The organism is Achromobacter ruhlandii, assembly GCF_902859695.1.
Lineage (GTDB): Bacteria > Pseudomonadota > Gammaproteobacteria > Burkholderiales > Burkholderiaceae_B > Achromobacter > Achromobacter ruhlandii.
In genome coordinates this window covers 376,653-400,599 of the sequence record NZ_CADIJL010000001.1, presented here as the reverse complement: position 1 = coordinate 400,599, position 23,947 = coordinate 376,653, and the positions used below count along the sequence as shown (strand labels likewise).

Sequence of the window (23,947 nt, the reverse complement as noted above, 5' to 3'; positions counted from 1 at the left end):
TTGTAACAGCGGCTTATGGCACAATCCGCCCCTTGTTTTTCCTTTTTGCCGTCGTATCGAGATGTCTGAAACTTCCGTTATCACGAACGTCGCCGCCGGCGTCGACAATGCCCGTATCGTGGCCCAGCTCGCCACCGAGCTTGGCGCCCGCGCCTCCCAGATCGCCTCGGCGGTGGAACTGCTCGATGATGGCGCCACCGTGCCGTTCATTGCGCGCTACCGCAAGGAAGCCACCGGCGGCCTGGACGACACCGTCCTGCGCAACCTGGAAGTGCGCCTGGGTTACCTGCGCGAACTCGAAGAACGCCGCGGCGCGATCCTCGAATCGATCTCGCAGCAAGGCAAGCTGACGCCCGAACTGCAGCAGGAAATCGCCACCGCCGACACCAAGCAGCGCCTGGAAGACCTGTACGCGCCCTACAAACCGAAGCGCCGCACGCGCGCCCAGATCGCCCGCGAGGCGGGCCTGGAGCCGCTGGCCGACGCCATCCTGGCCGACGCCGCCTGCGACCCGGCCGCGCTGGCCGCGCAGTACCTGAATCCCGAAGCCTCGATCAACGACGCCAAGGCGGCGCTGGACGGCGCCCGCGACATCCTGGCCGAGCGCTACGCCGAGAACGCCGACCTGCTGGCCGACATGCGCGAGCACCTCTGGTCCACCGGCTATCTGTATTCCAAGATGGTCGACGGCAAGGAGACCGAAGGCGCCAACTTCCGCGACTGGTTCGACTTCAACGAACCGCTGCGCACGCTGCCGTCGCACCGCATCCTGGCGCTGCTGCGCGGCCGCCAGCAAGGCGTGCTGGAAATCCGCCTGGGCCTGGAAGCCGAACTGGAGGCGCAGACCCCGCACCCCTGCGTCGCGCGCATCGCCAGCTTCCTCAAGCTGGGCAACGGCCTGTTCGCGCTGGATGCCTCGCCGCGCGCGCGCTGGCTGGGCGAAGTGTGCCGCTGGACCTGGCGCGTCAAGCTGGTGACGGCCTTCGAGAGCGAACTGATCGGCCGCCTGCGCGAAACCGCCGAGGCCGAGGCCATCCGCGTGTTCGCCGCCAACCTGAAAGACCTGCTGCTGGCCGCGCCGGCCGGCCCCAAGGCCGTGCTGGGCCTGGACCCTGGCATCCGCACGGGCTGCAAGGTGGCCGTGATCGACCGCACCGGCAAGGTCGTCGACACCACCACCGTCTACCCGTTCGAGCCGCGCCGCGACCGCGACGGCACCATCAACACCCTGGCCGCGCTGGTGGCGCGCCACAAGGTCGACCTGATCGCCATCGGCAACGGCACCGCCTCGCGCGAAAGCGAGAAGCTGGTGGGCGACATGCAGGAACGCTTCCCCGACCTGAAGGTGACCCGCGTGGTGGTGTCCGAGGCCGGCGCGTCGGTGTATTCGGCCTCCGAGACCGCCGCGCAGGAATTCCCCGACCTCGACGTGACGCTGCGCGGCGCCGTGTCGATCGCGCGCCGCCTGCAGGATCCGCTGGCCGAGCTGGTCAAGATCGATCCCAAGGCCATCGGCGTGGGCCAGTACCAGCACGACGTCAACCAGCGCGAGCTGGCGCGTTCGCTGGACGCGGTGGTCGAGGACTGCGTGAACGCGGTCGGCGTGGACGTCAACACCGCCTCCGCCGCGCTGCTGGCGCGCGTGTCGGGCCTGAACTCGCTGCTGGCCAAGAACATCGTGGCCTGGCGCGACGAGAACGGCGCCTTCCCCACCCGCGAGCAACTGCGCAAGGTGCCGCGCTTCGGCGACAAGGCTTTCGAGCAGGCCGCCGGCTTCCTGCGCATTCCCAACGGCGACAACCCGCTGGATGCCTCGTCGGTGCACCCCGAAGCCTATCCGGTGGTCGAGCGCATCGTCGCCAAGATCAAGGCCGAGGTGAAGCAGATCATCGGCCAGCGCGACGCGCTCAAGGGCGTGTCGCCGTCTGATTTCACGGACGAACGCTTCGGCCTGCCGACGGTGCGCGACATCTTCGCCGAACTGGAAAAGCCCGGCCGCGATCCGCGTCCCGAGTTCAAGACGGCGCAGTTCAAGGAAGGCGTCGAGACGCTCAACGACCTGTACCCCGGCATGGTGCTCGAAGGCGTGGTGACCAACGTCGCCAACTTCGGCGCGTTCGTCGACATCGGCGTGCACCAGGACGGCCTGGTCCACATTTCCGCGCTGGCCGAGAAGTTCGTGAAGGATCCGCGCGACGTGGTGCGCGTGGGCCAGACCGTCAGCGTGAAGGTGCTGGAAGTGGATGTGGCGCGCAAGCGCGTGGCGCTGACCATGCGCATGAACGACGCCGCCGTGCCAGCCCGCCGCGGCGCCGACGCGCCCAAGGGCGGCGACCGCCCGGGCCGTCGTCCGCAGGGCGACAGCGGCCGCGGCAATGGCGGCGGCGGTGGCGCGATGAACAGCGCCATGGCCGACGCCTTCGCCAAGCTCAAACGTTGAGCGCCGCCCTGGCCGCTTCCTCCGGAGCCGGCCAGGCGCCTCTTGCAAGTCCCCGACCGGCGCCTCAGGCGCCGGTTGTCATTCAACTAGGGACTTTCCCGCAATTGCCCGTTTTCCTTGCGATGCCGCAAGCCGGACGCAACAAAAACAAGGGAAAATATCGAATTGTGTCCAAATAATAAAAGCCGGCGAAGTCGGGCACGCACGGCGAAGGCAAACCCATGATCAGGCGAGCTGCGGCGCAAGCGTCTATCGGGTAGAAGCACTAGAAAAACAGCGCCATCCCCTGAGAGACCGGAGATCCGTCCGCCATGCGCAATACGATTACGCTTGCCGCCAACGAAACGGCAACCATTACCGAAAAAGAAGCCAGCCTGAGCGGCGCCTACAACGAAGTCACCCTGGGTCAATACGCTCACCTGACCGTGGATGGCGCCGAAGTCACCTTCAAGCACATCACTCTGGAACGCCTGGGCAGCCGCGTCATCGAACTGACCAACGGCGCGCAATTGCACGTCGGCGCGCTTGGCTTTGCCAGCATGGGCGCCAGCATCGTCTACCGTATCGGGGCCGGCTGCGCACTGACCTTCGACGCCAGCCAGTGGGATCCGGAAGTGGTCGCCAACACCACCTTCGATTTCGTCAGCCAGGGCAGCGGCGCGCTCAAGTACTTCCCGTTCATCAACCCCGAATGGCTGGATTGTCCGACCGTCACCGGTTATTCGGAAGGCGACCTGCTCGAGATCGCCGGCCAGGGCAGCGCCCAGCGCTTCCAGGTGCAGGACGGCCGCATCGTATCGAGCGCGCGTCGCTGAAAAAAGCATGCCCGGCACAGTGGCCGGGCGATTCCATCACGCAAGAGAGGCGGCGCGCGCGCCGCCCGCGTCGCGCTACTCCTGCGACATCGAGGCCAGCGCTTCGCTCGCCTTGGCCAACTGCGCCTGCGCGTCGCCCTGGGCGCCAGCGGGCGCCGTCGCCACGGCTACCCCATCGAGCACCGCCGCCACGCCCTGCGCGGTGGCCTGCAGCAGGGCCTCGGGCGCTTCCGATTGCAGGCGGCGCATCAGGGCCCCGGCTTCCTTGGGATCGGCAAAGCGCTGCGACAGCAGCAGTTCCTCGCCATCGGCCGCCAGCAGGCGGAAACGGAAACCGCCGTCTTCGTCGCGGAAGCTGACAAAGCGCGCGCCCTTGCCCTTTTCCTTCTTGGCCTGCGCCTGCTTGCCCGGCGCCTGCGCATTCAGATTGCGCAGGCCGACGGCCTCGCGCAGCTCGCGCATCATCGGCACGGCCAGCTTGCGCGCCTTGGCGGCGCCAGCCTGCAGCACGTCTTCGATCCGGCCGGGGTTGGCCATCAGGTCGAAGTAGCGTTCACGCATCGGCGCCAGCAGGTTCTCCAGGTGGTCGTAGAGCGCCTGCTTGGCCTCGCCCCAGCCCAGGCCGTCCTCGAGCTGCTTGCGGAACGCCGCGGCCTGTTCATGCGTGGCGAAGGCGCGGTAGATGGTGTACAGGTGCGAGCCTTCGGCGTCCTTGGGCTCGCCCGGTTCGCGCGAATCGGTGACGATGCGCATGATCGAGGCGCGCAGCGCCTTGGCGCCGCCCTCGAACAGCGGGATGGTGTTGTTGTAGCTCTTGGACATCTTGCGGCCATCCAGGCCCGGCAAGGTGGCCACGTCCTCTTCGATGGCGACTTCGGGCAGCGTGAAGTAGTCGCGGCCGTACAGGTGATTGAAGCGCTGGGCGATGTCGCGCGCCATCTCCAGATGCTGGATCTGGTCGCGGCCCACCGGCACCTTGTTGGCGTTGAACATGACGATGTCCGCGGCCATCAGGATGGGGTACGAGAACAGGCCCATGGTCACGCCGTCGTCCGGGTCCACGCCCTTGGCCGTATTCTGGTCGACCGAAGCCTTGTAGGCGTGCGCGCGGTTCATCAGGCCCTTGGCCGTGACGCAGGTCAGCAGCCAGCTCAATTCGGGGATCTCGGGGATATCCGACTGACGGTAGAAGGTCACGCGTTCGGGGTCCAGCCCCACCGCCAGCCAGGTGGCGGCGATTTCGAGGCGCGAGCGGGCCACGCGGGCCGGATCATCGCACTTGATCAGGGCGTGGTAGTCGGCCAGGAAGAAAAACGCGTCGACACCCGGTTGCGTGCTGGCTTGGACCGCCGGGCGGATCGCGCCAGCGTAGTTGCCGAGGTGAGGGGTTCCGGAGGTGGTGATGCCAGTGAGGACGCGGGTGTTCATGGACGATGAAGCCGTTTGCTTGGAGAAACGCCCAGTGTAACGTGCCGCGCGCGACACCCGGATGGCGCGGGCAGCGCCCGGACCTGGCGCAAGCGCGCCCGGCCGGCCCGCGGCGCGGGCGCCCTGCCCACGGTGCGCCTACAGCACGGCCAGCAGCGGCGCGGCCACCGCGCACAGCCCGCCCGCCGTCAGCGCGGCACGGGGCCGGAAAGTCAGGAACCAGATCAGCAACAGGCCGGCGATGCTGAGAATGCCGATCCATTCAACGGTGCCATAGCTCCAGCCCCAGACCGCGGCCGAGGCGCACAGAGAGAGGGCGAGCGCCAGCCAGCCGAAGGCCCGCAACGGCACGCGATGACGGCGTGGCAGCGCGCGGTCGAACAAGTCTTCGTAGTGACGATCCATGCCCAGGCAGAGGGCGGAAAACCCCGCATAGGCCAGGCAGAAGGCGGCTAGCGTCATGGCATATCACCTTGGTTCATAAGCGGCATCGGAAGGAGAAGGCGGCGGCTCCAGCGCGGTGGCGGCGCGGCGGCGCGCCTGGGCCTGGGCCTGGGCCTGGGCCGGTACGGGCACGGCGGCGGGCGTCGCGGCCCGCGCCCGGGCCGGCGTCTTGGTGGCGCCCTTGGCCGGCGCCTTGCGCGCCCGGGCCGCCCGGCGTGCCATCCAGCCCAGCAACAGCGCGCCAGCCAGGCAGGTCAGGTCGAACCCGGCCATGACCCAATCGCCCGCCGGCAGCGACACGCCGAGGTGACGCGAGGTGGTCAGGGCATTGACCACCGGCACCAGCGCCAGCGAGGCGGCGGCAATCGTGAGCAGATCAACCCACTTGCGCCTGTGGAACAGGAACGCATACACCAACGACAGGCCCCAGGCGGCGAAGAACGCACGCACTTCCCACAGCTGGCGGCCCGGCAGGTCGGCCGGCACCAACCGGTTGGCCCAGAAGAACGCGGCCACCGCGATGAACAGGCCGGCGATGGTGCCGGCGTTCAGGCCGTCCACCAGGCGCAGCGAGAAAGCCTCGCGCGCGCCGGGACGCGCCTTCTGGCGGCGCTTGGCGATCCACAGCACCAGGCCGGAACCGACCATGCCAGTGCCCGCCAGGCTGACCAGGAAATAGAACCAGCGCAGCAGCGGCTCGGCGAACAGGCCCAGGTGCAGGCCGACGACCACGCCGGCGGTGCGCACGGTGGGGCTCAGTTCGTCCTGCCCTTCCAGGAAGGCGCCGGTGACGCCATCAAAGCGCGCATAGGGCGCGAGCCGGCCGTACGACACGCCGTCCGCCGCATCGCGCGTCAAGGTGACGGTGGCGCCGGCATCGCCCGGGTTGTTGACGGTCACGCGGCCCACGCGGCCATGCCAGCGCTGCTGCACCTGATCCACCAGCGGCGCAAGCGCGACGAGGGGCGCGGCCTCGTTGCGCGGCGGCGTGACCTTGAAGGCCGCGAACACGTCGTCGGAATACTGTCGCGGGTTTTCATAGACCGCCATGATGCCGGCGGGCATCAGCATGGCCATGAACAGCACCAGCCCGCTGAAGGTGATCATCAGGTGAAACGGCAATCCCAGCACCGACAGCGCGTTGTGGCCGTCCATCCAGGCCCGCTGGCCGCCCTTCTTCGGGCGGAAGGTGAAGAAGTCGGCGAAGATCTTCTTGTGCGTGATGATGCCGCTGATGATGGCCACCAGCATGAACATGCCGGCGATGCTGGCGAGCCAGCGCCCCCACGGAAAGGCCGTTTCGAGTTCGAAATGGAAGCGGTAGAAGAAATCGCCGCCGCGCGTCTCGCGCCCGGCGACGGCCTGGCCGGTCCGCGGGTCGAGCTTGACGCGCACGAAGCCGCGCTCGCCCGGCTTGGGCTTGGGCGCCTGGTACAGCAGCTGGATCAGCGGTTCGCGATCGGTTGGCGGCGTGATGAACCAGCGCTTGGCGTCGGGCGCGTGCTCGGTCAGGTAGCGCTGGGCCATGGCCACGGATTCGAGCGTGGGCGCGGCCTGCGCCTGGATCTCGGGCTGCATCCAGCGGGTGATCTCGGGACGGAAGAACGACAGCGTGCCGGTCAGGAACATCGCGAACAGCACCCAGCCGAAGATCAAGCCCGACCAGGTGTGCAGCCACGACATGGATTGGCGCAGGCCTTCTTCGCCTTGCGCTTTTCCTTTGGCAGGTTTCATGCCGCCCCCACCATGCGGCCGATCAGGAACAGGCCGCCGAATAGCGCCGCCGGCAACAGGATGCCGGCCCAGGCGCGCCAGGCGTTGCGGGTGGCGAACACCCAGATGACGCCACAGGTGTAGACCACGAAGGCCGACATCTGCGCCGTGACGACGGCGTCGGCGCGCTGCATGGGCAGCCAGACGGCCAGGCAGGCCGCGGCCGCCGAGGCCAGGCCGTAGCCGCCGAGGATGGCGGCCAGGGCCCGCGAGGCCACGGCCAGACGGTAGCGCATCATGCCTGCGCCGGCTGCGGGAGCTTTCACTTGGTCACGTTGAAGGTCAGGGTGGAAACGTAGCGGACCTTGGCGTAGGCCTTGCCATCGGCCTCGCCGGCCTTGTCCTCGACGTGGGCGGCTTCCAGCACGTACTGGCCCGGCCACGGCGTGGTGATCTCGATGCGGCCGTTCTCGTCGCTACGGAAACGCTTTTCCCACTTGGGCGGGCCGAACACGGTGACTTCGGTCTTGGCGAGCGGCTTGCCCTTGAACTGCAGCACGAAGGTGTTGCTGCCCGCGGCGGCCGGCACCAGTTCCAGGTCGAGCTTGCCCTGGGTGTCTTCGCGGCCGGCCTTGGCGCCGTACTGCATCAGCGTGTCCTTGAACTGGATCGGCTGCGACAGACGCACGTCGCCCTTGCCGCTGGCGGCGAACTCGACGAAATCCGCGCCCTCGGCCGACGCCTTGAGCGCCTTGCCGTCGGCGCCGGTCACCACCGGCGCCACCAGGACCTTGCCCAGCAGGCCGTCGCGCTTTTCACGCAGGTCGTCCGCCCATTCGCCGAAGTACGCCTTTGCCGGGCCCTGGTCGGCCCGCTCGAGCCAGACGAAGTGCGCCTGCGCCGCGCCGGCGCTGCCCAGCAGCGCCATGGCTGCCAAAGTCCTTGCGAATTTCATTGTCGATTTTCCTGTTGTGAATGCCGCTCTGGAACCGCCCCGCGACGGCTCTCTCTCGGCAAGGGTCTGAATTATAACCATTCTCACTACGACGTGAGGCTTTGCGTGCCTGCCCGTCCACGGTTGCGCCGCGGACGGGCCGTCCTGTCTACCAGCGATAACGCAGGCTGGCCTTGATCGAGCGCTGGTAGCCGTACCAGCACCACGAATCGCCCGAGCACGACGCGATATATTCCTTGTCGAACAGGTTCTGCACGTTTAGCGCCACCTGCATGCCCTTGAGCGACGGCGACACGCGGCCCATGTCGTAGTCCAGCATCAGGTCGAACAGCGTCACCGACGGCACCTTCATGGTGTTGGCTTCATCCCCGTACGACGAACCGATGTAGCGCACGCCGCCGCCCACGCCCAGGCCGGCCAGCGGACCGCCCTGCAACTGGTAGCGGGCCCAGGCCGAAGCCTGCTGCGATGGCACGCCCACCGGCGCCTTGCCCTTGAGGTTCAGCCCCGTGGTGCCGGGGTTGGACTTGGAATAGGCGTTGTCCAGCAGTGAATAGCCCGCCATCAGCGTCAGCCCGCGCAGCGGTTCGGTCTTGGCTTCGAGCTCGATGCCCTGCGTGCGCAATTCGCCCGACTGGATCTGGCAGCGCGCGTTCGACGTGCCGCACAGGTGCGTCGGATCCGGGTCGGTGGTCAGCATGTTCTCGCGGCGGATGTCGAAGGCGGCCACCGACAGCAGGGTCGCGCTGCCCGGTGGCTGGTACTTGATGCCGACCTCGTACTGGTTGCCCTCGATCGGCTTGAACAGCGCGTTGTTCCAGCCCGTGCCCGACTGCGGCTCGAACGATTCGGAGTAGCTGAAGTACGGCGCCACGCCGTTGTCGAAGTTGTAGATCACGCCGAAACGGCCGGTGAAGGCCTGCGCGCGCAACGACGAGGGCGTGGTGCGGCCGGTGGCGATGGCGGTGCTTTCGCCGACGTTGCGCGACCAGTCGTAGCGCCCTCCCAGCAATACCGACAGGCGGTCGATCTTGATCTGGTCCTGTAAGTACAGACCGGTCTGATATTGCGTGGTGGTGGCATCGGTGGAAAACGCCGGCACCGGGATGTCCTGGTGGTTGTCGGGGTTCATCACATTCAGCGCGGGCGCGCTGCCGAAGCCGGACAGCGTGTCGGTCTTGACATGCTGGTAGTCCAGGCCCAGCAGCACGGTGTGGCCAAAGGCGCCGGTGTTGAAACGCGCCTGCAGGTTGTTGTCGATAGTCAGGGCGCCGACCTCGACATCGGTGGCGATCGCGGCACGCTGCTGGTACAGGTAACGGCTGTCGGTGTAGCCATAGAAGCGGCTGGACGCGCCATAGATGCTGCGGTACTTGGCGTCGGAATGGGTCCAGCGCAGGCTCTGCGTCGCCTTCAGGGCATCGCTGAAACGGTGGTCCAGCACGTAGCCGAGCGAATAGCTCTTGCGGTCGCTCTTCTCGAAATTGGCGTCGCCGTCGTAGTAGCGTGGCGACAGGCGGATGCCGTCCGGCGCCGACAGCAGCGTGCGCATCGGCGGCGCGGCGCCATACGACCCCATGTCGGGATCGCGTTGGAAGTTCGTCAGCACGGTGAGCGAGGTGTCGCCGTTGGGCTTCCAGGTGAAGGCCGGCGAGACGAAGTAGCGGCGCTCCTTGGTGTGGTCGATCTGGCCGTCGGACATGTAGCCCGATCCCACCAGGCGATACAGGTACTTGCCCTCTGCGTCCAGCGGGCCGCCGAAGTCGAAGTTGGCGCGCCGGTAATCGTAGTTGCCAACCTGAAGCTCGACTTCATGCAGCGCTTCTTCCAGCGGCCGCTTGCTGACCTGGTTGACCACGCCGCCGGGGCCGCCCTGCCCGTACATCACCGAGGCCGGCCCTTTCAGCACATCGACACGCTCCAGACGATAGGCGTCCACCTGTGGCAAGGCATCGCGCCCGCCGAACACACGCAGGCCGTCCAGGTAGGTCGATGCGGAGAAGCCGCGCACGCTGAACTGGTCCAGCCGCGTGGCGGTCGCGCCGCGCGTTTCGGTCGCCACGCCGGGCGTGTAGCGCAACACCTGGTTCAACGTCTGCGCGCCCTGCTCCGCGATCTGCTCGCGCGTGACCACGGACACGGATTGCGGCGTCTCGATCAGCGGGGTGTCGGTCTTGGTGGCGCTGACGCTGGCGCCGGCCACGTAGCCCACGGTCGGCGCGAAGGCGCTCAGGGAATTGGCCGACACCGTCACCGGCGCCAGCGTCAGCGTGTCGCCGGAGGGCGCCGCCACCAGCGTCCAGGAATTGCCCGCCTGGGCCCGCGCCTGCAGGCCACTGCCAGCCAGGATGCGGGCGAAGCCGGCGCCCACCGGATAGGCGCCGTTCAGGCCTTCGGACCGCAGGCCGCGCACCTGCGCCGGATCGAACGACAGCACCACGCCCGCGCTGCGCGCGAATTGAGTCAGCGCATCGCCCAACGGACCGGCGGCGATCTGATAAGTGCGCGGCGCCTGGGCCGCGGCGGGCGAGGCTTGCGCCCAGGCGGCGGGCGCGGCGGCCAGCCAGGCGCCGGCGCAAGTGGCGGCAAGCACGGCCAGACGGCCAGCGGTCAACGATGCGCCCAGGCGCGGGCAAGATGAAGCGGACACGAAAAACTCCCTTGTACGTAGGTCTCTATGTCTGCCTTTCCGTACCAGGAAGGAAAACCTGCAATGCATTGATCAGGAAATTTGTAACGCTCAGGCCGCGCGTGGCCCGACCTGCAGCCAGTACTGTGTGTGGCGCGTCACCACGATGGGCAGCGCCGGCTCCAGCGCCCGGAGCGCGCGCTCGGCGTCGTCCAGCGGGAACACGCCCGACAGCCGCAGGCCCGCCACCGCCGGGTCCACCCGGATCACGCCGACTCGCTGGCGCGCCAGGTAATCGGCGAAATGGTCCAGGCGCCAGTCCTTGGCCACAACCAGGCCGTCGACCCAGGCCAGGCGATCCGGATCGGCCGCCTGCCGCTCGACCCCACCCAGGTCGTCGTAGCTCAGGCGTTCGCCCGCTTCGGCGGCCTGCGTCGACGCGCCATCGCGCAGCAAGGCGACACTGCCCTCGTAGACACCCAACTGTGCGCCACCCGGCGTGCGGCGCACGTCGAAACGCGCGTTGTCCGCCAGCAGCACACCATGGCCGGTGTCCACGCGCACCGGGGCGGCGCCTGGTCGCGCCTGCGCGCTGACCAGGATCTCGCCGCGCAACAGGAGGACGCCGCGCGCGCCGCTTGCCCGCCGCAGCCGCAGCGCGCTGTCGCTGTTCAGGGTGACGTGCAGGCCGTCGGCCACCGCCACCGCGCGCCGTTCGCCGATGCCGGTGCTGACATCGGCGGCCAGGCGCTGCCACGGCGCATGCCGGTAGCCAGCCCAACCCGCCACGCCCACCCCAGCCAGCGTCAGCAAATTGCGCAGGGCCACGCGGCGGCCGGGCGTCGCCGGGCCGTCCAGCGCCGTATGCGCCAGCGCCGCCGGCACGCGGCGCGCATCGCGGCCGATCGTTTCCAGCCGCTCCCACGCCTTGCGATGCGCCGGATCCTGCGCCAGCCAGGCCTGACAGGCCTCGCGCTCGCCGGCATCGGCTATGCCCGACTGCAGGCGCGCCCACCAGGCGATGGCCTGGCGCACCACGGCATCGGGCGGCGTGGCGGCGCTAGTCATAAAGCGCGGCATAGCAGGCCGACATGGCGCGCACCATGTACTGCTGCACCGAACTGAGCGACACGCCCAGCCGCTGGGCAATCTCGGGATAGGTCAGGCCGTCCAGCTGCGACAGCAGGAACGCCGAGCGCGCCTTGGCCGGCAGGCGGTCGAGCAGGCGATCGAGCCGCACCAGGGCCTGCATCTGCTCGGCCTGCGTTTCGGGCGACGGCGCATGGACCTCGGGCAAGGCGGCCAGATAAGCCAGATAGGCATGCTCCAACGCCGCGTGGCGCTGGTGGTCGATCACCAGCCCCTTGGCGATGGTGGTCAGCAACGCCCGGGCCTCGGTCGCGCGAACCGTCTTGCGGCCCTGGATCACGCGCACGAACACGTCTTGCGCCAGGTCTTCGGCGCGATGCGCACAGCCGAGCTTGCGGCGCAGCCATCCGAACAGCCACGGCCGATGATCCCGGTACAGGCCATCGACCTGCGTGGCGGGCGCATCGGCGCAAGAGGCCGGAGACGAAAGGAGGGGGGAAGACACGGGAAGACTGCGGCGCGGGACCAGAAGTCTTCGGATGTTAATTGATAATGACTTGCATTACCAATGCAAATGACGCAAATTGCGCCACGTCCGCCCCGCGGGCGGACGCTTGCGGCATAACTACAACGTTACGGTCAGGCGGCGTTCCGACTCGAGGTATTCGCGCGACTGCATTTCCAGGATGCGCGACACCGTGCGATGGAACTCATTGGCCAGCGCGCCTTCGGTGTAGATCTCTTCCGGCTCGCATTCGGCCGACATGATCAGCTTGACGCGATGGTCGTAGAACACGTCGATCAGCCAGGTGAAGCGGCGCGCCTCGGAAGCCTGGCGCGGCCCCATCCGTGGCACGCCGGACAGGATCACCGCATGGAAGCGGTTGGCCAGCTCCAGGTAATCGTTCTGCGAACGCGGGCCGCCGCAAAGCGTGGCGAAGTCGAACCACACCACCGAACCGGCCAGCGCCAGCGCGCGGATCTCGCGATGCTCGATATGCAGCAGCGGCTCCTGTGGCGGCGTGTCGGCCAGGCTGTCGAAGGCCTGCTGCAAGGCCTGTTGCGCGCGCTCGTCCAGCGGCGTGTGATAGCACTGCACCTGCTCGAGCGAGCGGCGGCGGTAATCGACGCCGGCGTCCACGTTCATCACGTCCATGCGCGCCTGGATCAACTCGATCGCCGGCAGCACGCGGTCGCGGTGCAGGCCGTCGGGATACAGCGTCGACGGCTCGTAGTTGGAGGTCATCACGAACGAGGTGCCGTATTCGAACAGCTTGAGCAACAGGCGGTGCAGGATCATCGCATCCGCCACGTCCGACACGTGGAACTCGTCGAAACAGATCAGGCGGTAGCGCTTGGCCACGCGCCTGGCCACTTCGTCCAGCGGATCCTGCATGCCCTTCACTTCCTCCAGCTCGCGATGCACGCCGCGCATGAATTCGTGAAAGTGCAGGCGCGTCTTGCGCACCACCGGCACGGTGGCATAGAAGGCGTCCATCAGGAAGCTCTTGCCGCGCCCCACCCCGCCCCACAGATAGACGCCACGCGGCACATCGGGACGGTTCAGCAGCTTCTTCAGGGCGTTCGAGCGCATCGCCTTGAACTTGACCCACTCGTCGTAATAGCGCTGCAGCCGGTCGATCGCCTTCTTCTGGGCTTCATCGGGCTTGTAGCCGCGTTCGGCCAGGGCGTGTTCGTAGTATTCGCGGACGTTCATGGAGATGACACAGGCAGAAGAAAAAGGGCGGGTCCGAAAACCCGCCCCCTTTGGCAGAGCCGCAGCGTAGCGGATCAGAAGTTCAAGGCGCGCTTGTCAACGGCCAGGGCGGCTTCCTTCACGGCTTCCGACAGCGTCGGATGCGCGTGGCAGATGCGGGCGATGTCTTCGGCGGCGCCGCGGAATTCCATGATGGTCACGGCTTCCGAGATCAGTTCCGAGGCCATCGGACCGACGATGTGCACGCCCAGGACCTCGTCGGTCTTGGCGTCGGCGATCACCTTGGCAAAGCCGGTGGTGTCGCCCAGCGCGCGGGCGCGGCCGTTGGCCAGGAACGGGAAGCTGCCGGCCTTGTACTCGCGGCCTTCGGCCTTGAGCTGCTGCTCGGTCTTGCCGACCCACGCGATTTCCGGCGAGGTGTAGATCACCCACGGCACGGTGTCGAAGTTGACGTGGCCGTGCTGGCCGGCGATGCGCTCGGCAACCGCCACGCCCTCTTCCTCGGCCTTGTGCGCCAGCATCGGGCCGCGCACCACGTCGCCCACCGCCCAGACGTTGGGCAGGTTGGTCTTGCAGTCGCCGTCCACGGCGACGAAGCCGCGCTCGTCGAGCTTCAGGCCCACGGCATCGGCGTTCAGGCCGCCGGTGTAGGGCACGCGGCCGATCGAGACGATCAGCTTGTCCACCACCAGCTTCTGCTCGGCGCCCTTGGCGTCGACGTAAGGCACGGTGACCGACTTGGCGGTCGCCTTGATCTCGCCGATCTTGACGCCCATCTGGATGTTCAGGCCTTGCTTGGTGAAGGCCTTCAGGGCTTCCTTGGCCACTTGCTGGTCGGCGGCGGCCAGGAACTCCGGCATTGCTTCCAGGATGGTGACTTCGGCGCCCAGGCGGCGCCACACGCTACCCATTTCCAGGCCGATCACGCCGGCGCCGATCACGCCCAGCGTCTTCGGCACGGCGCCGATGTTCAGCGCGCCGTCGTTGGACAGCACGACCTTTTCATCGAACGGCAGGCCGGGCAGCTCGCGCGCCGACGAACCGGTGGCGACCACCACGTGCTTGGCAACCAGGTCTTCCTCGGCGGTGCCGGTGACCTTGATGGCCCAGCCGCCCTCGACCTGGCCGGCGAACGCGCCCTTGCCGTGGAAGAAGGTGACCTTGTTCTTCTTGAACAGGTACAGGATGCCGTCGTTGTTCTGCTTGACCACCGAGTTCTTGCGGCCGATCAGCGTGTCGAGCTTCAGGCTGACGCCCTTGACTTCGATGCCGTGCTCGGCGAAGTGGTGGTTGGCCTGCTCGAAGTGTTCGGACGATTGCAGCAGCGCCTTGGACGGGATGCAGCCGACGTTGGTGCAGGTGCCGCCGGGAGCCGGGCCGCCTTGGCCATTCTGCCAGGCGTCGATGCAAGCCACCGACATGCCGAGCTGCGCGGCGCGGATGGCGGCGATGTAGCCGCCGGGGCCCGCGCCGATGACGACGACGTCGAATTGTTTGGACATAGTGTTCTCGCGAATGAGGAGGGAGTGAAACTCGCCCCGGCCCGCGCGAGCCGGCCCGTGGGGCCGGCCGGGCGCCGCCGACACACAGGTCGCGCGGGCGCCGGGCTCAGGGCGCCGAGATTACAGGTCCAGCAACAGGCGCTGCGGATCTTCCAGGGCGTCCTTCATGGCGACCAGGCCCAGCACGGCTTCGCGGCCGTCGATGATGCGGTGGTCGTAGGACAGGGCCAGGTAGTTCATCGGACGGATGACGATCTGGCCGTTTTCCACCACGGCGCGATCCTTGGTGGCGTGCACGCCCAGGATGGCCGATTGCGGCGGGTTGATGATCGGGGTCGACAGCATCGAGCCGAACACGCCACCGTTGGAGATCGAGAACGTGCCGCCGGTCATCTCTTCGATGCCCAGCTTGCCGTCGGCGGCGCGGCGGCCGAAGTCGGCGATGGTCTTTTCGATTTCAGCGATGGACAGCTGGTCGGCGTTGCGCAGGATCGGCACCACCAGGCCACGCGGGCTGCCGACAGCGATACCGATGTCGAAGTAGCCGTGGTAGATGATGTCCTTGCCGTCGATCGAGGCGTTGATCAGCGGGAACTTCTTCAGCGCGGCAACGGCGGCCTTGACGAAGAACGACATGAAGCCCAGCTTGATGCCGTGCTCTTTCTCGAACTTGTCCTTGTACTTGTTGCGCAGATCGATGACCGCTTGCATGTTCACTTCGTTGAACGTGGTCAGGATCGCGTTTTCCTGTTGCGATTGCAGCAGGCGCTCGGCGATGCGAGCGCGCAGGCGGCTCATCGGCACGCGCTGTTCCGGACGGCCGTCCAGCGACAGCGTGGTCGGGGCGGGGGCGGCCGGGGCCTTGGCCGGGGCGGCCTTGGCGGCGGGGGCGCTGGCGTTCAGGGCGTCGCCCTTGGTGACGCGGCCGTCACGGCCGGTGCCGGCCACGTTGGCGGCGTCCACGCCCTTTTCGGCGAGGATCTTGGCGGCGGCGGGCGAAGCCACGCCGGCGGCGGCGGTCGAGGCGGGAGCGGCCGGGGCGGCGGCGGCTTGCGCGGCGGCCTTGGGCGCTTCGGCGGCGGGGGCGGTGGCCGGGGTGGCGGCGGCCTTGCCGGCGGTGTCGATACGGGCCAGGACTTCGCCCGAGGTCACGGTGCTGCCATCGCCCTTGACGATTTCAGCCAGCACGCCCGAGGCGGGGGCCGGCACTTCCAGCACGACCTTGTCGGTCTCGACTTCGATCAGGATTTCGTCCGCTTCGACGGCAGCGCCGGGCTGCTTCTTCCAGGTCAGCAGGGTCGCTTCGGAAACGGATTCGGAGAGTTGGGGGACGACGACGTCGGTGATAGCCATTTTGTTTATTCCGTAGAGTGTGTGTTCTGGACCGCGCGGCGCGGGCAAAGTTCGAAATCGGATTTCTGCAACTTGCCGCACGCCGCGCGTGCATCGGGTTGGGTTACTTGGTCAGCATGGCCTTGAACTTGGGCGCGAAAGCCGCTTCGATCAGCGCCTTCTGCTGCTCCTGGTGCTTGGCCAGGTAGCCCACGGCCGGCGAAGCCGACGCGGCGCGACCGGCGTAGCCCAGCTTCTGGCCTTCGACCATGTTCTCGTACACGTGATGCTGAACGTAGAACCACGGGCCCTGGTTCTGCGGCTCGTCCTGGACCCAGATCACTTCGGTGGCCTTCGGGTACTTGCGCAGTTCGGCTTCGAACGACTTGTGCGCGAACGGGTACAACTGCTCGACGCGGACGATGGCGACGTTGTCGGCGCCACGTTCACGGCGGGCATTGACCAGATCGTAGTAGACCTTGCCCGAGCAAGCCAGCACGCGCTTGACCTTGGCGGCGTCGATGGCCTCGTCGACCTCGCCGATCACCGGGCGGAAGCTGCCGCCGGCCAGTTCGGTCAGGGGCGAGCCGGCGTCCTTGTTGCGCAGCAGCGACTTGGGCGTGAACAGCACCAGCGGCTTGCGGAACGGACGGATCATCTGGCGGCGCAGCACATGGAAGATCTGCGAGGCCGAGGTCGGCTGGATCACTTGCATGTTGTTGTCGGCGCACAGCTGCAGGAAGCGCTCGATGCGGCCCGACGAGTGCTCGGGGCCCTGGCCTTCGTAGCCGTGCGGCAGCATCAGGGTCAGGCCCGACTGGCGGCCCCACTTGGCTTCGCCGGAGCTGATGAACTGGTCGATCACGACCTGGGCGCCGTTGACGAAGTCACCGAACTGGCCTTCCCAGATGGTCAGCGTGTTGGGTTCGGCGCTCGAGTAGCCGTATTCGAAGCCCAGCACGGCTTCTTCGGACAGCACCGAATCGATCACGGTGAACGGGGCCTGGCCTTCCGAGACGTTCTGCAGCGGAATGTAGGTGCCGTCGTTCCAGCGCTCGCGGTTCTGGTCGTGCAGCACGGCATGGCGGTGCGTGAACGTGCCACGGCCCGAGTCCTGGCCGGTGATGCGGATGGCGTAGCCCGACGACACCAGGGTGGCAAAGGCCAGGTGTTCGCCCATGCCCCAGTCCAGGTTCATTTCGCCCTTGGCCATGGTGCGGCGGTCGTTCAGCAGTTTGGCGACCAGCGGGTGCACCGTGAAGCCTTCCGGCACCGTGGTGATGCGCTCGCCGATGCGCTTGAGCTCGGCCAGCGGCACGGCGGTGTCGGCCTGGTCGGTCCACTTGGCGCCCAGGAACGGCGACCAGTCGATCGCGTACTTGCTCTTGTAGTCGGTCAGCACCGGTTCGATGGTGCGCTGGCCGTCTTCCATCAGCTGGCGGTAGTCCTTCACCAGTTGATCGGCTTCGCCTTCGGACAGCACGCCCTGCGTGGTCAGCTTGTCGGCGTACAGCTTGCGCGTGCCGGGGTGATGGCCGATGCGCTTGTACATCAGCGGCTGCGTCAGCGACGGGGTGTCCTGCTCGTTGTGGCCCAGCTTGCGGAAGCAGACGATGTCGACCACGACGTCGTGGCGGAATTGCAGGCGGTAGTCCAGGGCCAGCTTGGTCACGAACACGACGGCTTCGGGATCGTCGCCGTTGACGTGGAACACCGGCGCTTCGATCATCTTGACGACGTCGGTGCAATACAGCGTGGAACGCGAGTCGCGCGGATCCGACGTGGTGAAGCCGATCTGGTTGTTGATGACGATGTGCAGCGTGCCGCCCGTGCCATAGCCGCGGGTCTGGGCCAGGTTCAGGGTTTCCATCACCACGCCCTGGCCGGCGAAGGCCGCGTCGCCGTGCACCAGCACCGGCAGCACTTGCTTGCCTTCGGCGTCGCCGCGGCGTTCCTGGCGAGCGCGCGCGCTGCCTTCGACCACGGGGTTGACGATTTCCAGGTGGGACGGGTTGAACGCCAGCGACAGGTGCACCGGACCGCCACGGGTCGACAGGTCGCTCGAGAAGCCGTTGTGGTACTTCACGTCGCCGTCGGTCAGGCCTTCGGCGTGCTTGCCTTCGAACTCGGCGAACAGGTCGCCGGGCATCTTGCCCATGATGTTCACGAGCAGGTTCAGGCGGCCGCGGTGGGCCATGCCGACCACGATTTCCTGGACGCCATTTTCACCGGCGTGGTTCACCACTTCGTCCATCGAGGCGATGAAGCTTTCGCCGCCTTCCAGCGAGAAGCGCTTTTGGCCGACGTACTTGGTGTGCAGGAAACGCTCGAGGCCTTCGGACTCGGTCAGCTGCTGCAGGATGTGGCGCTTTTCTTCGGCCGTGTAGGTCGGCGCGCCCAGCGTGGTTTCCAGGCGTTCCTGGATCCAGCGCTTGGCGGCGGGGTCGGAGATATGCGTGAATTCGGCACCGATGCTGCGGCAGTAGGTGTCGCGCAGCGCCTTCAGGATGTCGCGCAGCGTCATGGTGCTGGCGGTCGTGAAGTAGGTGTTGGTGGCCGAGTAGGTCTGGTCCAGGTCGGCTTCGGTCAGGCCGTAGAAGGCCGGATCGAGTTCGGGGATCGGCGGACGTTCCTGGCGCTTGAGCGGATCCAGGTCGGCCCAGCGCGAACCGAGCGAGCGGTAGGCGGCGATCAGCGATTGCACCGAGACTTGCTTGGAGGCGACGCTCAGGTCGGGTTCGGCGGCGCGTTGCACGAAGGCATTGGCCTTGGCGCGCTGGGCGAACGATTCGACGATGGGAGCGTGGGCCTGGTCGCGGGTGGATTCCTGGCCATCGGTGGCGGGAGCGTGCTGCAGCTGGTCGAAGTATTCGCGCCAGTTGTCAGGTACCGAACCGGGGTTGTCGAGGTAGGCTTCGTAAAGCTCCTCAACGTAGGGGGCGTTTCCCCCAAACAAGTAAGACGTGGATAGGGATTCTATTTCCGAAGACATAATCGCTTCACCTTTACGAGTGCTTCACTCGATTACGATGCAGGAAAACCTTCCGCGACACGGGCTTCCCGTTTAGCGGATAGCAGGGGCAGAAGGCGCGTACAAGCCTTGAAAGCCGTATGCATGAAAGTATAACCCTTTGAGTTTACGGGCGTCTTTTTGCGATTGCGTGACGCAAAAGCGCGCCAGGAATGGTTTCATGCGGCGTTGGAATGTCCATGCAACCCCTGCAATTACGCCGTCTACGCGCCCGCAAATCCCGCGAACGAAAAATGCCGCATTGCGGCATTTTTTTCGATCCGTGCGCGAGGTGTTGCGCAATTGCCTCGTCAGAGCGGCAGTTCGGTGGTCGACAGGATCTCTTTCAGCACGAAAAAAGTGCGGATCTGGCGCACGCCGGGCAGCTTGATGATCTCGCCCGCGTGCAGCTTGTTGAAGCGTTCCAGGTCGCGGATGCGCAGCATCAGGAAGTAGTCGAACTCGCCCGCCACCAGGTGGCACTCGAGGCAGCCGCTGATGCCGCGCGCGGCCTGCTCGAAGTCGGTGAAGGACTCCGGCGTGGAGCGATCCAGCACCACGCCGACGATCACCAGCGTGGCCATCTCGACCTCGGCCGGTTCGAGCAGCGCCACCGTCTTTCTGATGATGCCCTCGGCTTTGAGCTTTTCCACCCGCCGCAGGCAGGCGGCGGGACTGAGGTGCACGCGCGCGCTCAGATCGAGGTTGGTGATCTGGGCGTCCTGCTGCAGCAGGCGCAGGATCTGGCGGTCGATGCGGTCCAGCCCGGCGATGGCGGCCATTTAATGCGTCCCTATAAAATTTAATTTGGCTTTTATTTTTTATTCATAAATATTAGATCCAAAAATCGTATTTCCTAAAAATTTAAAATGAAGAAATTAAAAAAATACGCAATTGACCAACAATCCGTCGGATTCCTATGATTTTTCCATCCGCGGCGGCCCGCCCGGATCCCTTCCCCAGGAGCCCGCATGGATCTGCAACGCTTTCCCCGCCACCGCCTGACCTTCGGCGACACCCCCATCGAAAAGCTCGAGCGCCTGTCCGCCCACCTTGGCGGCAAGGTCGAGATCTACGCCAAGCGCGAGGACTGCAACAGCGGCCTGGCGTTCGGCGGCAACAAGCTGCGCAAGCTGGAATACCTGATTCCCCAGGCGCTGGAACAGGGTTGCGACACGCTCGTCACCATCGGCGGCATCCAGTCCAACCACACCCGCATGGTGGCGGCCGTGGCCGCCAAGCTCGGCCTGGCCTGCGTGCTGGTGCAGGAAAACTGGGTGGACTACTCGGATGCGGTCTATGACCGGGTCGGCAACATCATGATGAGCCGGCTGATGGGCGCCGACGTGCGCCTGGTGGACCAGGGCTTCGACATCGGCTTCCGCCGTAGTTGGGAAGAGGCGCTGGAGGACGTGCGCAAGCGCGGCGGCAAGCCGTACGCGATTCCGGCCGGCGCCTCCGACCATGAGCTGGGCGGGCTGGGCTATGTCGGCTTCGCCGAGGAAGTGCGGCGGCAGGAGGCCGAGCTGGGCTTCAAGTTCGACTACATCGTGGTCTGCGCCGTCACCGGCAGCACGCAGGCCGGCATGGTGGTGGGCTTTGCCGCCGACGGCCGCGCCGACCGCGTCATCGGCATCGACGCCTCGGCCACGCCGGACCAGACCCGCGCGCAGATCCTGCGCATCGCGCGCCGCACCGCCGACATGGTGGGCCTGGAGCGCCCCATCACGGACGGCGACGTGGTGCTGGATACGCGCTATGCCTACCCGGCCTATGGCCTGCCATCGGCCGAGACCAACGAGGCGATCCGCCTGTGCGCGCGGCTCGAAGGGATGATGACCGACCCGGTCTACGAGGGCAAATCGATGCAGGGCATGATGGACATCGTGCGGCGCGGGGAAATCCCCGCCGGTTCCCGGGTGCTGTATGCGCATCTTGGGGGGGTGCCGGCGATCAACGCCTACAGCTTTCTCTACCGCAACGGCTGACGGCGGCTATGGCGCCAGCGGGTGGCCCTGCGGCGACCTGCGCTGAACCGCTCTTGCCGATACCCAGGAACAACCCGCCGGCGGCGCACGCCGGCGGGTTGTTCGCTTCATGGCGATCGGACTTGCCTAGCGTATTAGGGTCATCACTAATGATGTACATAAATTGTATACAGACAATGCGGTTTACCTTATCGTGTCGAACACGATGTCCACGCCCGCCTTGTCATGAGCACCTACGACTCAACCCAGCCCTACCCGCGTGACCTGATCGGCTACGGCCGCAACCCGCCGCATGCGCAATGGCCCGGCAACGCCCGCATCGCGGTGCAGTTCGTGCTCAATTACGAGGAAGGCGGCGAAAACTGCGTGCTGCATGGCGACGCGGGGTCCGAACAGTTCCTGTCCGAGATGTTCAATCCGGCCAGCTATCCGGAACGCCACCTGAGCATGGAAGGCATCTACGAGTACGGCTCGCGCGTGGGCGTCTGGCGCATCCTGCGTGAATTCGAAAAGCGCGGCCTGCCGCTGACGGTGTTCGCCGTCGGCATGGCGCTGCAGCGCCACCCCGAGCTGGCCGCGGCGCTGGTCGAGCTGGACCACGAGATCGCCTGTCACGGCTGGCGCTGGGTGCACTACCAGAACGTGGACGAAGCCACCGAACGCGAGCACATGCGCCTGGGCATGGAGGCCATCACGCAACTGACCGGCGCCCGTCCGCTGGGCTGGTACACCGGCCGCGACAGCCCGCGCACGCGCCGCCTGGTGGCGGACTACGGCGGCTTCGAATACGACAGCGACTACTACGGCGACGACCTGCCGTTCTGGATGCGCGTGCAAAAGAGCGACGGCAGCGTGGCGCCGCAACTGATCGTGCCCTACACGCTGGACTGCAACGACATGCGCTTCGCGCTGCCGCAGGGCTATTCGCACGCCGATCCGTTCTTCCAGTACCTGAAAGACAGCTTCGACGCGCTCTACGCGGAAGGCAACGAGGCGCCCAAGATGCTCAGCATCGGCATGCATTGCCGCCTGCTGGGCCGGCCCGGCCGCATCGTCGCCCTGCAACGCTTCCTGGATCACATCGCGCGCCATGACCGCGTGTGGGTCTGCCGCCGCCTGGACATCGCCCGGCACTGGCGGACGCGCCATCCCTATCAACCCGCTGCCTGAACCGCGCAACCATGGCCCCTACCCTCGCCCGATTCAACGACGCCGCGCCGCAAGACGCCGCCGCCATGCTGGCCGACCTGTATCCCCACGCGCCCTGGGCCGCCGAACAGGCGGTGCGGGCGCGCCCGGTGCACAGCGTGGCGCAGTTGCAGTTGGCCCTGCAGCGCGCGGTGGACGACACTGACGCCGCCGCGCAATTGGCGCTGCTGCGCGCTCAGCCCGTCGCCATGCTCGACGCGGCGGCGGACGCCGCCGCGCTGGCCGCCGACTATGCCGCGCGTTTCGGCTTTCCCTTCATCCTGTCCCAATACGGCCCGCGCGGCGCCGGCCCGCAAGACGGGCAATGGCGCCAGGCGCTCGAACGCCGCCGCCACAACGCGCCGGACGACGAACGCCGCGAGGCCCTGCGCCAATTGCACCGTGACGCCGAAGTGCGGCTTTACGACCGTTTCGGCGTCGAACCGGACCTGGGCAACGACATCTGGGACTGGCAGGAAAAACTCAGCGCGCACAGCGATCCGGGCTACGCCGAGAACGGCCAGCTCACCGTCACCTACCTGACCGACGCGCACCGCGCCTGCGCCCAGCGCATCTCGCACTGGATGCGCGATTGCGGCTTCGACGAAGTCGGCATTGACGCGGTCGGCAACGTGGTCGGCCGCTATCACGCCAACCGCGCCGACGCGCCTATCCTGATGAGCGGCAGCCATTACGACACAGTGCGCAACGCCGGCAAGTACGATGGTCGCCTCGGCATCTTCGTGCCGATGGCCTGCGTGCGCGCGCTGCACCGCCAGGGTCGGCGCCTGCCCTACGCGATCGAAGTCGTCGCTTTTTCCGAAGAGGAAGGCCAGCGCTATCCGGCCACCTTCCTCGGTTCCGGCGCGCTGATCGGCGACTTCCAGCCGCGCTGGCTCGAACAGCGGGACGCTGACGGCATCAGCATGCGCGACGCCATGGCGCACGCGGGGCTGTGCGTGGACGACATTCCCAAGCTCAAGCGCGACCCGGCCCGCTATCTGGGCTTTGTCGAAGTGCATATCGAACAGGGCCCCGTGCTGAACGAAATGGGCCTGCCGCTCGGCGTGGTCACGTCAATCAACGGCTGCGTGCGCTACCGCGTGCGGATCCACGGCACGGCCTGCCATGCCGGCACCACGCCGATGGACCGGCGCCGCGACGCCGCCGTGGCCACGGCCGAGCTGATCGTGTTCGTCGAAGGCCGCGCCGCGCGCGACGGCGACTCGGTCGGCACCGTGGGCATGCTGGAAGTGCCCAATGGCTCGATCAACGTGGTGCCCGGCGAATGCCGCTTCAGCCTCGACCTGCGCGCGCCCAGCGATCCGCAGCGCGATGCGCTGGCCAGCGACGTGCTGGCCGAATTGGAAGCGATCTGCCAGCGCCGCGGCCTGCGCTATACGCTCGAGGAAACCATGCGCGCCGCCGCCGCGCCCAGCGCGCCGGCCTGGCAGCAGCGCTGGGAACGCGCCGTGCAGGCCCTGGGCGTGCCGGTCCATTGCATGCCGAGCGGCGCCGGCCACGATGCCATGAAGCTGCACGAGATCATGCCGCAGGCCATGCTGTTCGTGCGCGGCCAGAACGCCGGCATCAGCCACAATCCGCTCGAATCCACCACCAACCACGACATGCAGCTGGCCGCGCAGGCAATGCAGCGGCTGCTTGACGATCTCGCCAACGAAGCAACGAGCTGAACC

At 67.0% G+C, this 23,947-nt stretch carries 18 protein-coding genes; 5 read left to right on the top strand and 13 right to left on the bottom strand.

Annotated elements, in window-relative coordinates:
• The first annotated feature begins 61 nt into the window (after nucleotides 1-61).
• Together tex and HV742_RS01755 are read left to right on the top strand one after the other, a co-directional pair.
• Nucleotides 62-2,440, top strand: a complete 2,379-nt coding sequence (gene tex / locus HV742_RS01760) for an RNA-binding transcriptional accessory protein Tex (protein WP_068950480.1) — start codon at nucleotides 62-64, stop codon at nucleotides 2,438-2,440.
• A 311-nt stretch (nucleotides 2,441-2,751) separates the two neighbouring features.
• On the top strand, nucleotides 2,752-3,255 hold the full coding sequence (locus HV742_RS01755) for a hypothetical protein (protein WP_054416822.1): 504 nt from the start codon (nucleotides 2,752-2,754) through the stop codon (nucleotides 3,253-3,255).
• A gap of 75 nt (nucleotides 3,256-3,330) precedes the next feature.
• Here HV742_RS01755 and HV742_RS01750 read toward each other — a convergent pair whose 3' ends face one another.
• The 13 genes from HV742_RS01750 to HV742_RS01690 form a co-directional block, all read right to left on the bottom strand.
• Nucleotides 3,331-4,683: a tryptophan--tRNA ligase gene (locus HV742_RS01750; protein WP_175144342.1), complete on the bottom strand. Its 1,353-nt coding sequence runs from the start codon at nucleotides 4,681-4,683 to the stop codon at nucleotides 3,331-3,333.
• Between the two features lie 138 nt (nucleotides 4,684-4,821).
• The gene (locus HV742_RS01745; RefSeq protein ID WP_054416820.1) at nucleotides 4,822-5,145 is read right to left on the bottom strand and encodes a DUF3325 domain-containing protein; all 324 of its coding nucleotides are present in this window, start codon (nucleotides 5,143-5,145) and stop codon (nucleotides 4,822-4,824) included.
• Between the two features lie 6 nt (nucleotides 5,146-5,151).
• Entirely contained in the window at nucleotides 5,152-6,861 is a 1,710-nt protein-coding gene (locus tag HV742_RS01740; protein WP_175144341.1) for a PepSY-associated TM helix domain-containing protein, read from the bottom strand.
• Complete coding sequence (locus HV742_RS01735) at nucleotides 6,858-7,139, bottom strand: DUF3649 domain-containing protein (protein WP_049072278.1); 282 nt, start codon at nucleotides 7,137-7,139, stop codon at nucleotides 6,858-6,860. Before HV742_RS01735 ends, HV742_RS01740 begins: the two co-directional genes overlap by 4 nt.
• Nucleotides 7,140-7,162: 23 nt before the next feature.
• A complete protein-coding gene (locus tag HV742_RS01730; protein WP_059269575.1) occupies nucleotides 7,163-7,795 on the bottom strand; it encodes a DUF4198 domain-containing protein in 633 nt (210 codons plus the stop codon).
• A 148-nt stretch (nucleotides 7,796-7,943) separates the two neighbouring features.
• Nucleotides 7,944-10,445, bottom strand: a complete 2,502-nt coding sequence (locus tag HV742_RS01725) for a TonB-dependent siderophore receptor (RefSeq protein WP_156525654.1) — start codon at nucleotides 10,443-10,445, stop codon at nucleotides 7,944-7,946.
• 90 nt (nucleotides 10,446-10,535) lie between these two features.
• On the bottom strand, nucleotides 10,536-11,492 hold the full coding sequence (locus tag HV742_RS01720) for a DUF4880 domain-containing protein (protein WP_175144340.1): 957 nt from the start codon (nucleotides 11,490-11,492) through the stop codon (nucleotides 10,536-10,538).
• Complete coding sequence (locus HV742_RS01715) at nucleotides 11,485-12,018, bottom strand: sigma-70 family RNA polymerase sigma factor (protein ID WP_175144339.1); 534 nt, start codon at nucleotides 12,016-12,018, stop codon at nucleotides 11,485-11,487. Before HV742_RS01715 ends, HV742_RS01720 begins: the two co-directional genes overlap by 8 nt.
• Before the next feature lie 120 nt (nucleotides 12,019-12,138).
• Nucleotides 12,139-13,230, bottom strand: coding sequence for a cell division protein ZapE (gene zapE / locus HV742_RS01710; protein ID WP_059269572.1), 1,092 nt, complete (start codon nucleotides 13,228-13,230; stop codon nucleotides 12,139-12,141).
• A gap of 74 nt (nucleotides 13,231-13,304) precedes the next feature.
• Nucleotides 13,305-14,732 (bottom strand): dihydrolipoyl dehydrogenase, encoded by a 1,428-nt coding sequence (gene lpdA, locus HV742_RS01705; protein ID WP_049072272.1) that lies wholly within the window; start codon nucleotides 14,730-14,732, stop codon nucleotides 13,305-13,307.
• 120 nt (nucleotides 14,733-14,852) lie between these two features.
• Nucleotides 14,853-16,085, bottom strand: coding sequence for a 2-oxoglutarate dehydrogenase complex dihydrolipoyllysine-residue succinyltransferase (gene odhB, locus HV742_RS01700; protein WP_059269571.1), 1,233 nt, complete (start codon nucleotides 16,083-16,085; stop codon nucleotides 14,853-14,855).
• Between the two features lie 103 nt (nucleotides 16,086-16,188).
• Nucleotides 16,189-19,056 (bottom strand): 2-oxoglutarate dehydrogenase E1 component, encoded by a 2,868-nt coding sequence (locus HV742_RS01695; RefSeq protein ID WP_049072268.1) that lies wholly within the window; start codon nucleotides 19,054-19,056, stop codon nucleotides 16,189-16,191.
• Between the two features lie 329 nt (nucleotides 19,057-19,385).
• The gene (locus HV742_RS01690) at nucleotides 19,386-19,856 is read right to left on the bottom strand and encodes an Lrp/AsnC family transcriptional regulator (RefSeq protein ID WP_049072267.1); all 471 of its coding nucleotides are present in this window, start codon (nucleotides 19,854-19,856) and stop codon (nucleotides 19,386-19,388) included.
• Between the two features lie 189 nt (nucleotides 19,857-20,045).
• Between HV742_RS01690 and HV742_RS01685 the strand changes: the two genes are divergently transcribed.
• From HV742_RS01685 to HV742_RS01675, 3 genes are all read left to right on the top strand, one after another.
• Nucleotides 20,046-21,062, top strand: a complete 1,017-nt coding sequence (locus HV742_RS01685) for a 1-aminocyclopropane-1-carboxylate deaminase (RefSeq protein ID WP_020924636.1) — start codon at nucleotides 20,046-20,048, stop codon at nucleotides 21,060-21,062.
• A 225-nt stretch (nucleotides 21,063-21,287) separates the two neighbouring features.
• Nucleotides 21,288-22,232 (top strand): allantoinase PuuE, encoded by a 945-nt coding sequence (gene puuE, locus HV742_RS01680; RefSeq protein WP_175144338.1) that lies wholly within the window; start codon nucleotides 21,288-21,290, stop codon nucleotides 22,230-22,232.
• Between the two features lie 11 nt (nucleotides 22,233-22,243).
• Complete coding sequence (locus HV742_RS01675) at nucleotides 22,244-23,944, top strand: hydantoinase/carbamoylase family amidase (RefSeq protein WP_068952712.1); 1,701 nt, start codon at nucleotides 22,244-22,246, stop codon at nucleotides 23,942-23,944.
• The last annotated feature ends 3 nt before the right edge of the window (nucleotides 23,945-23,947 follow it).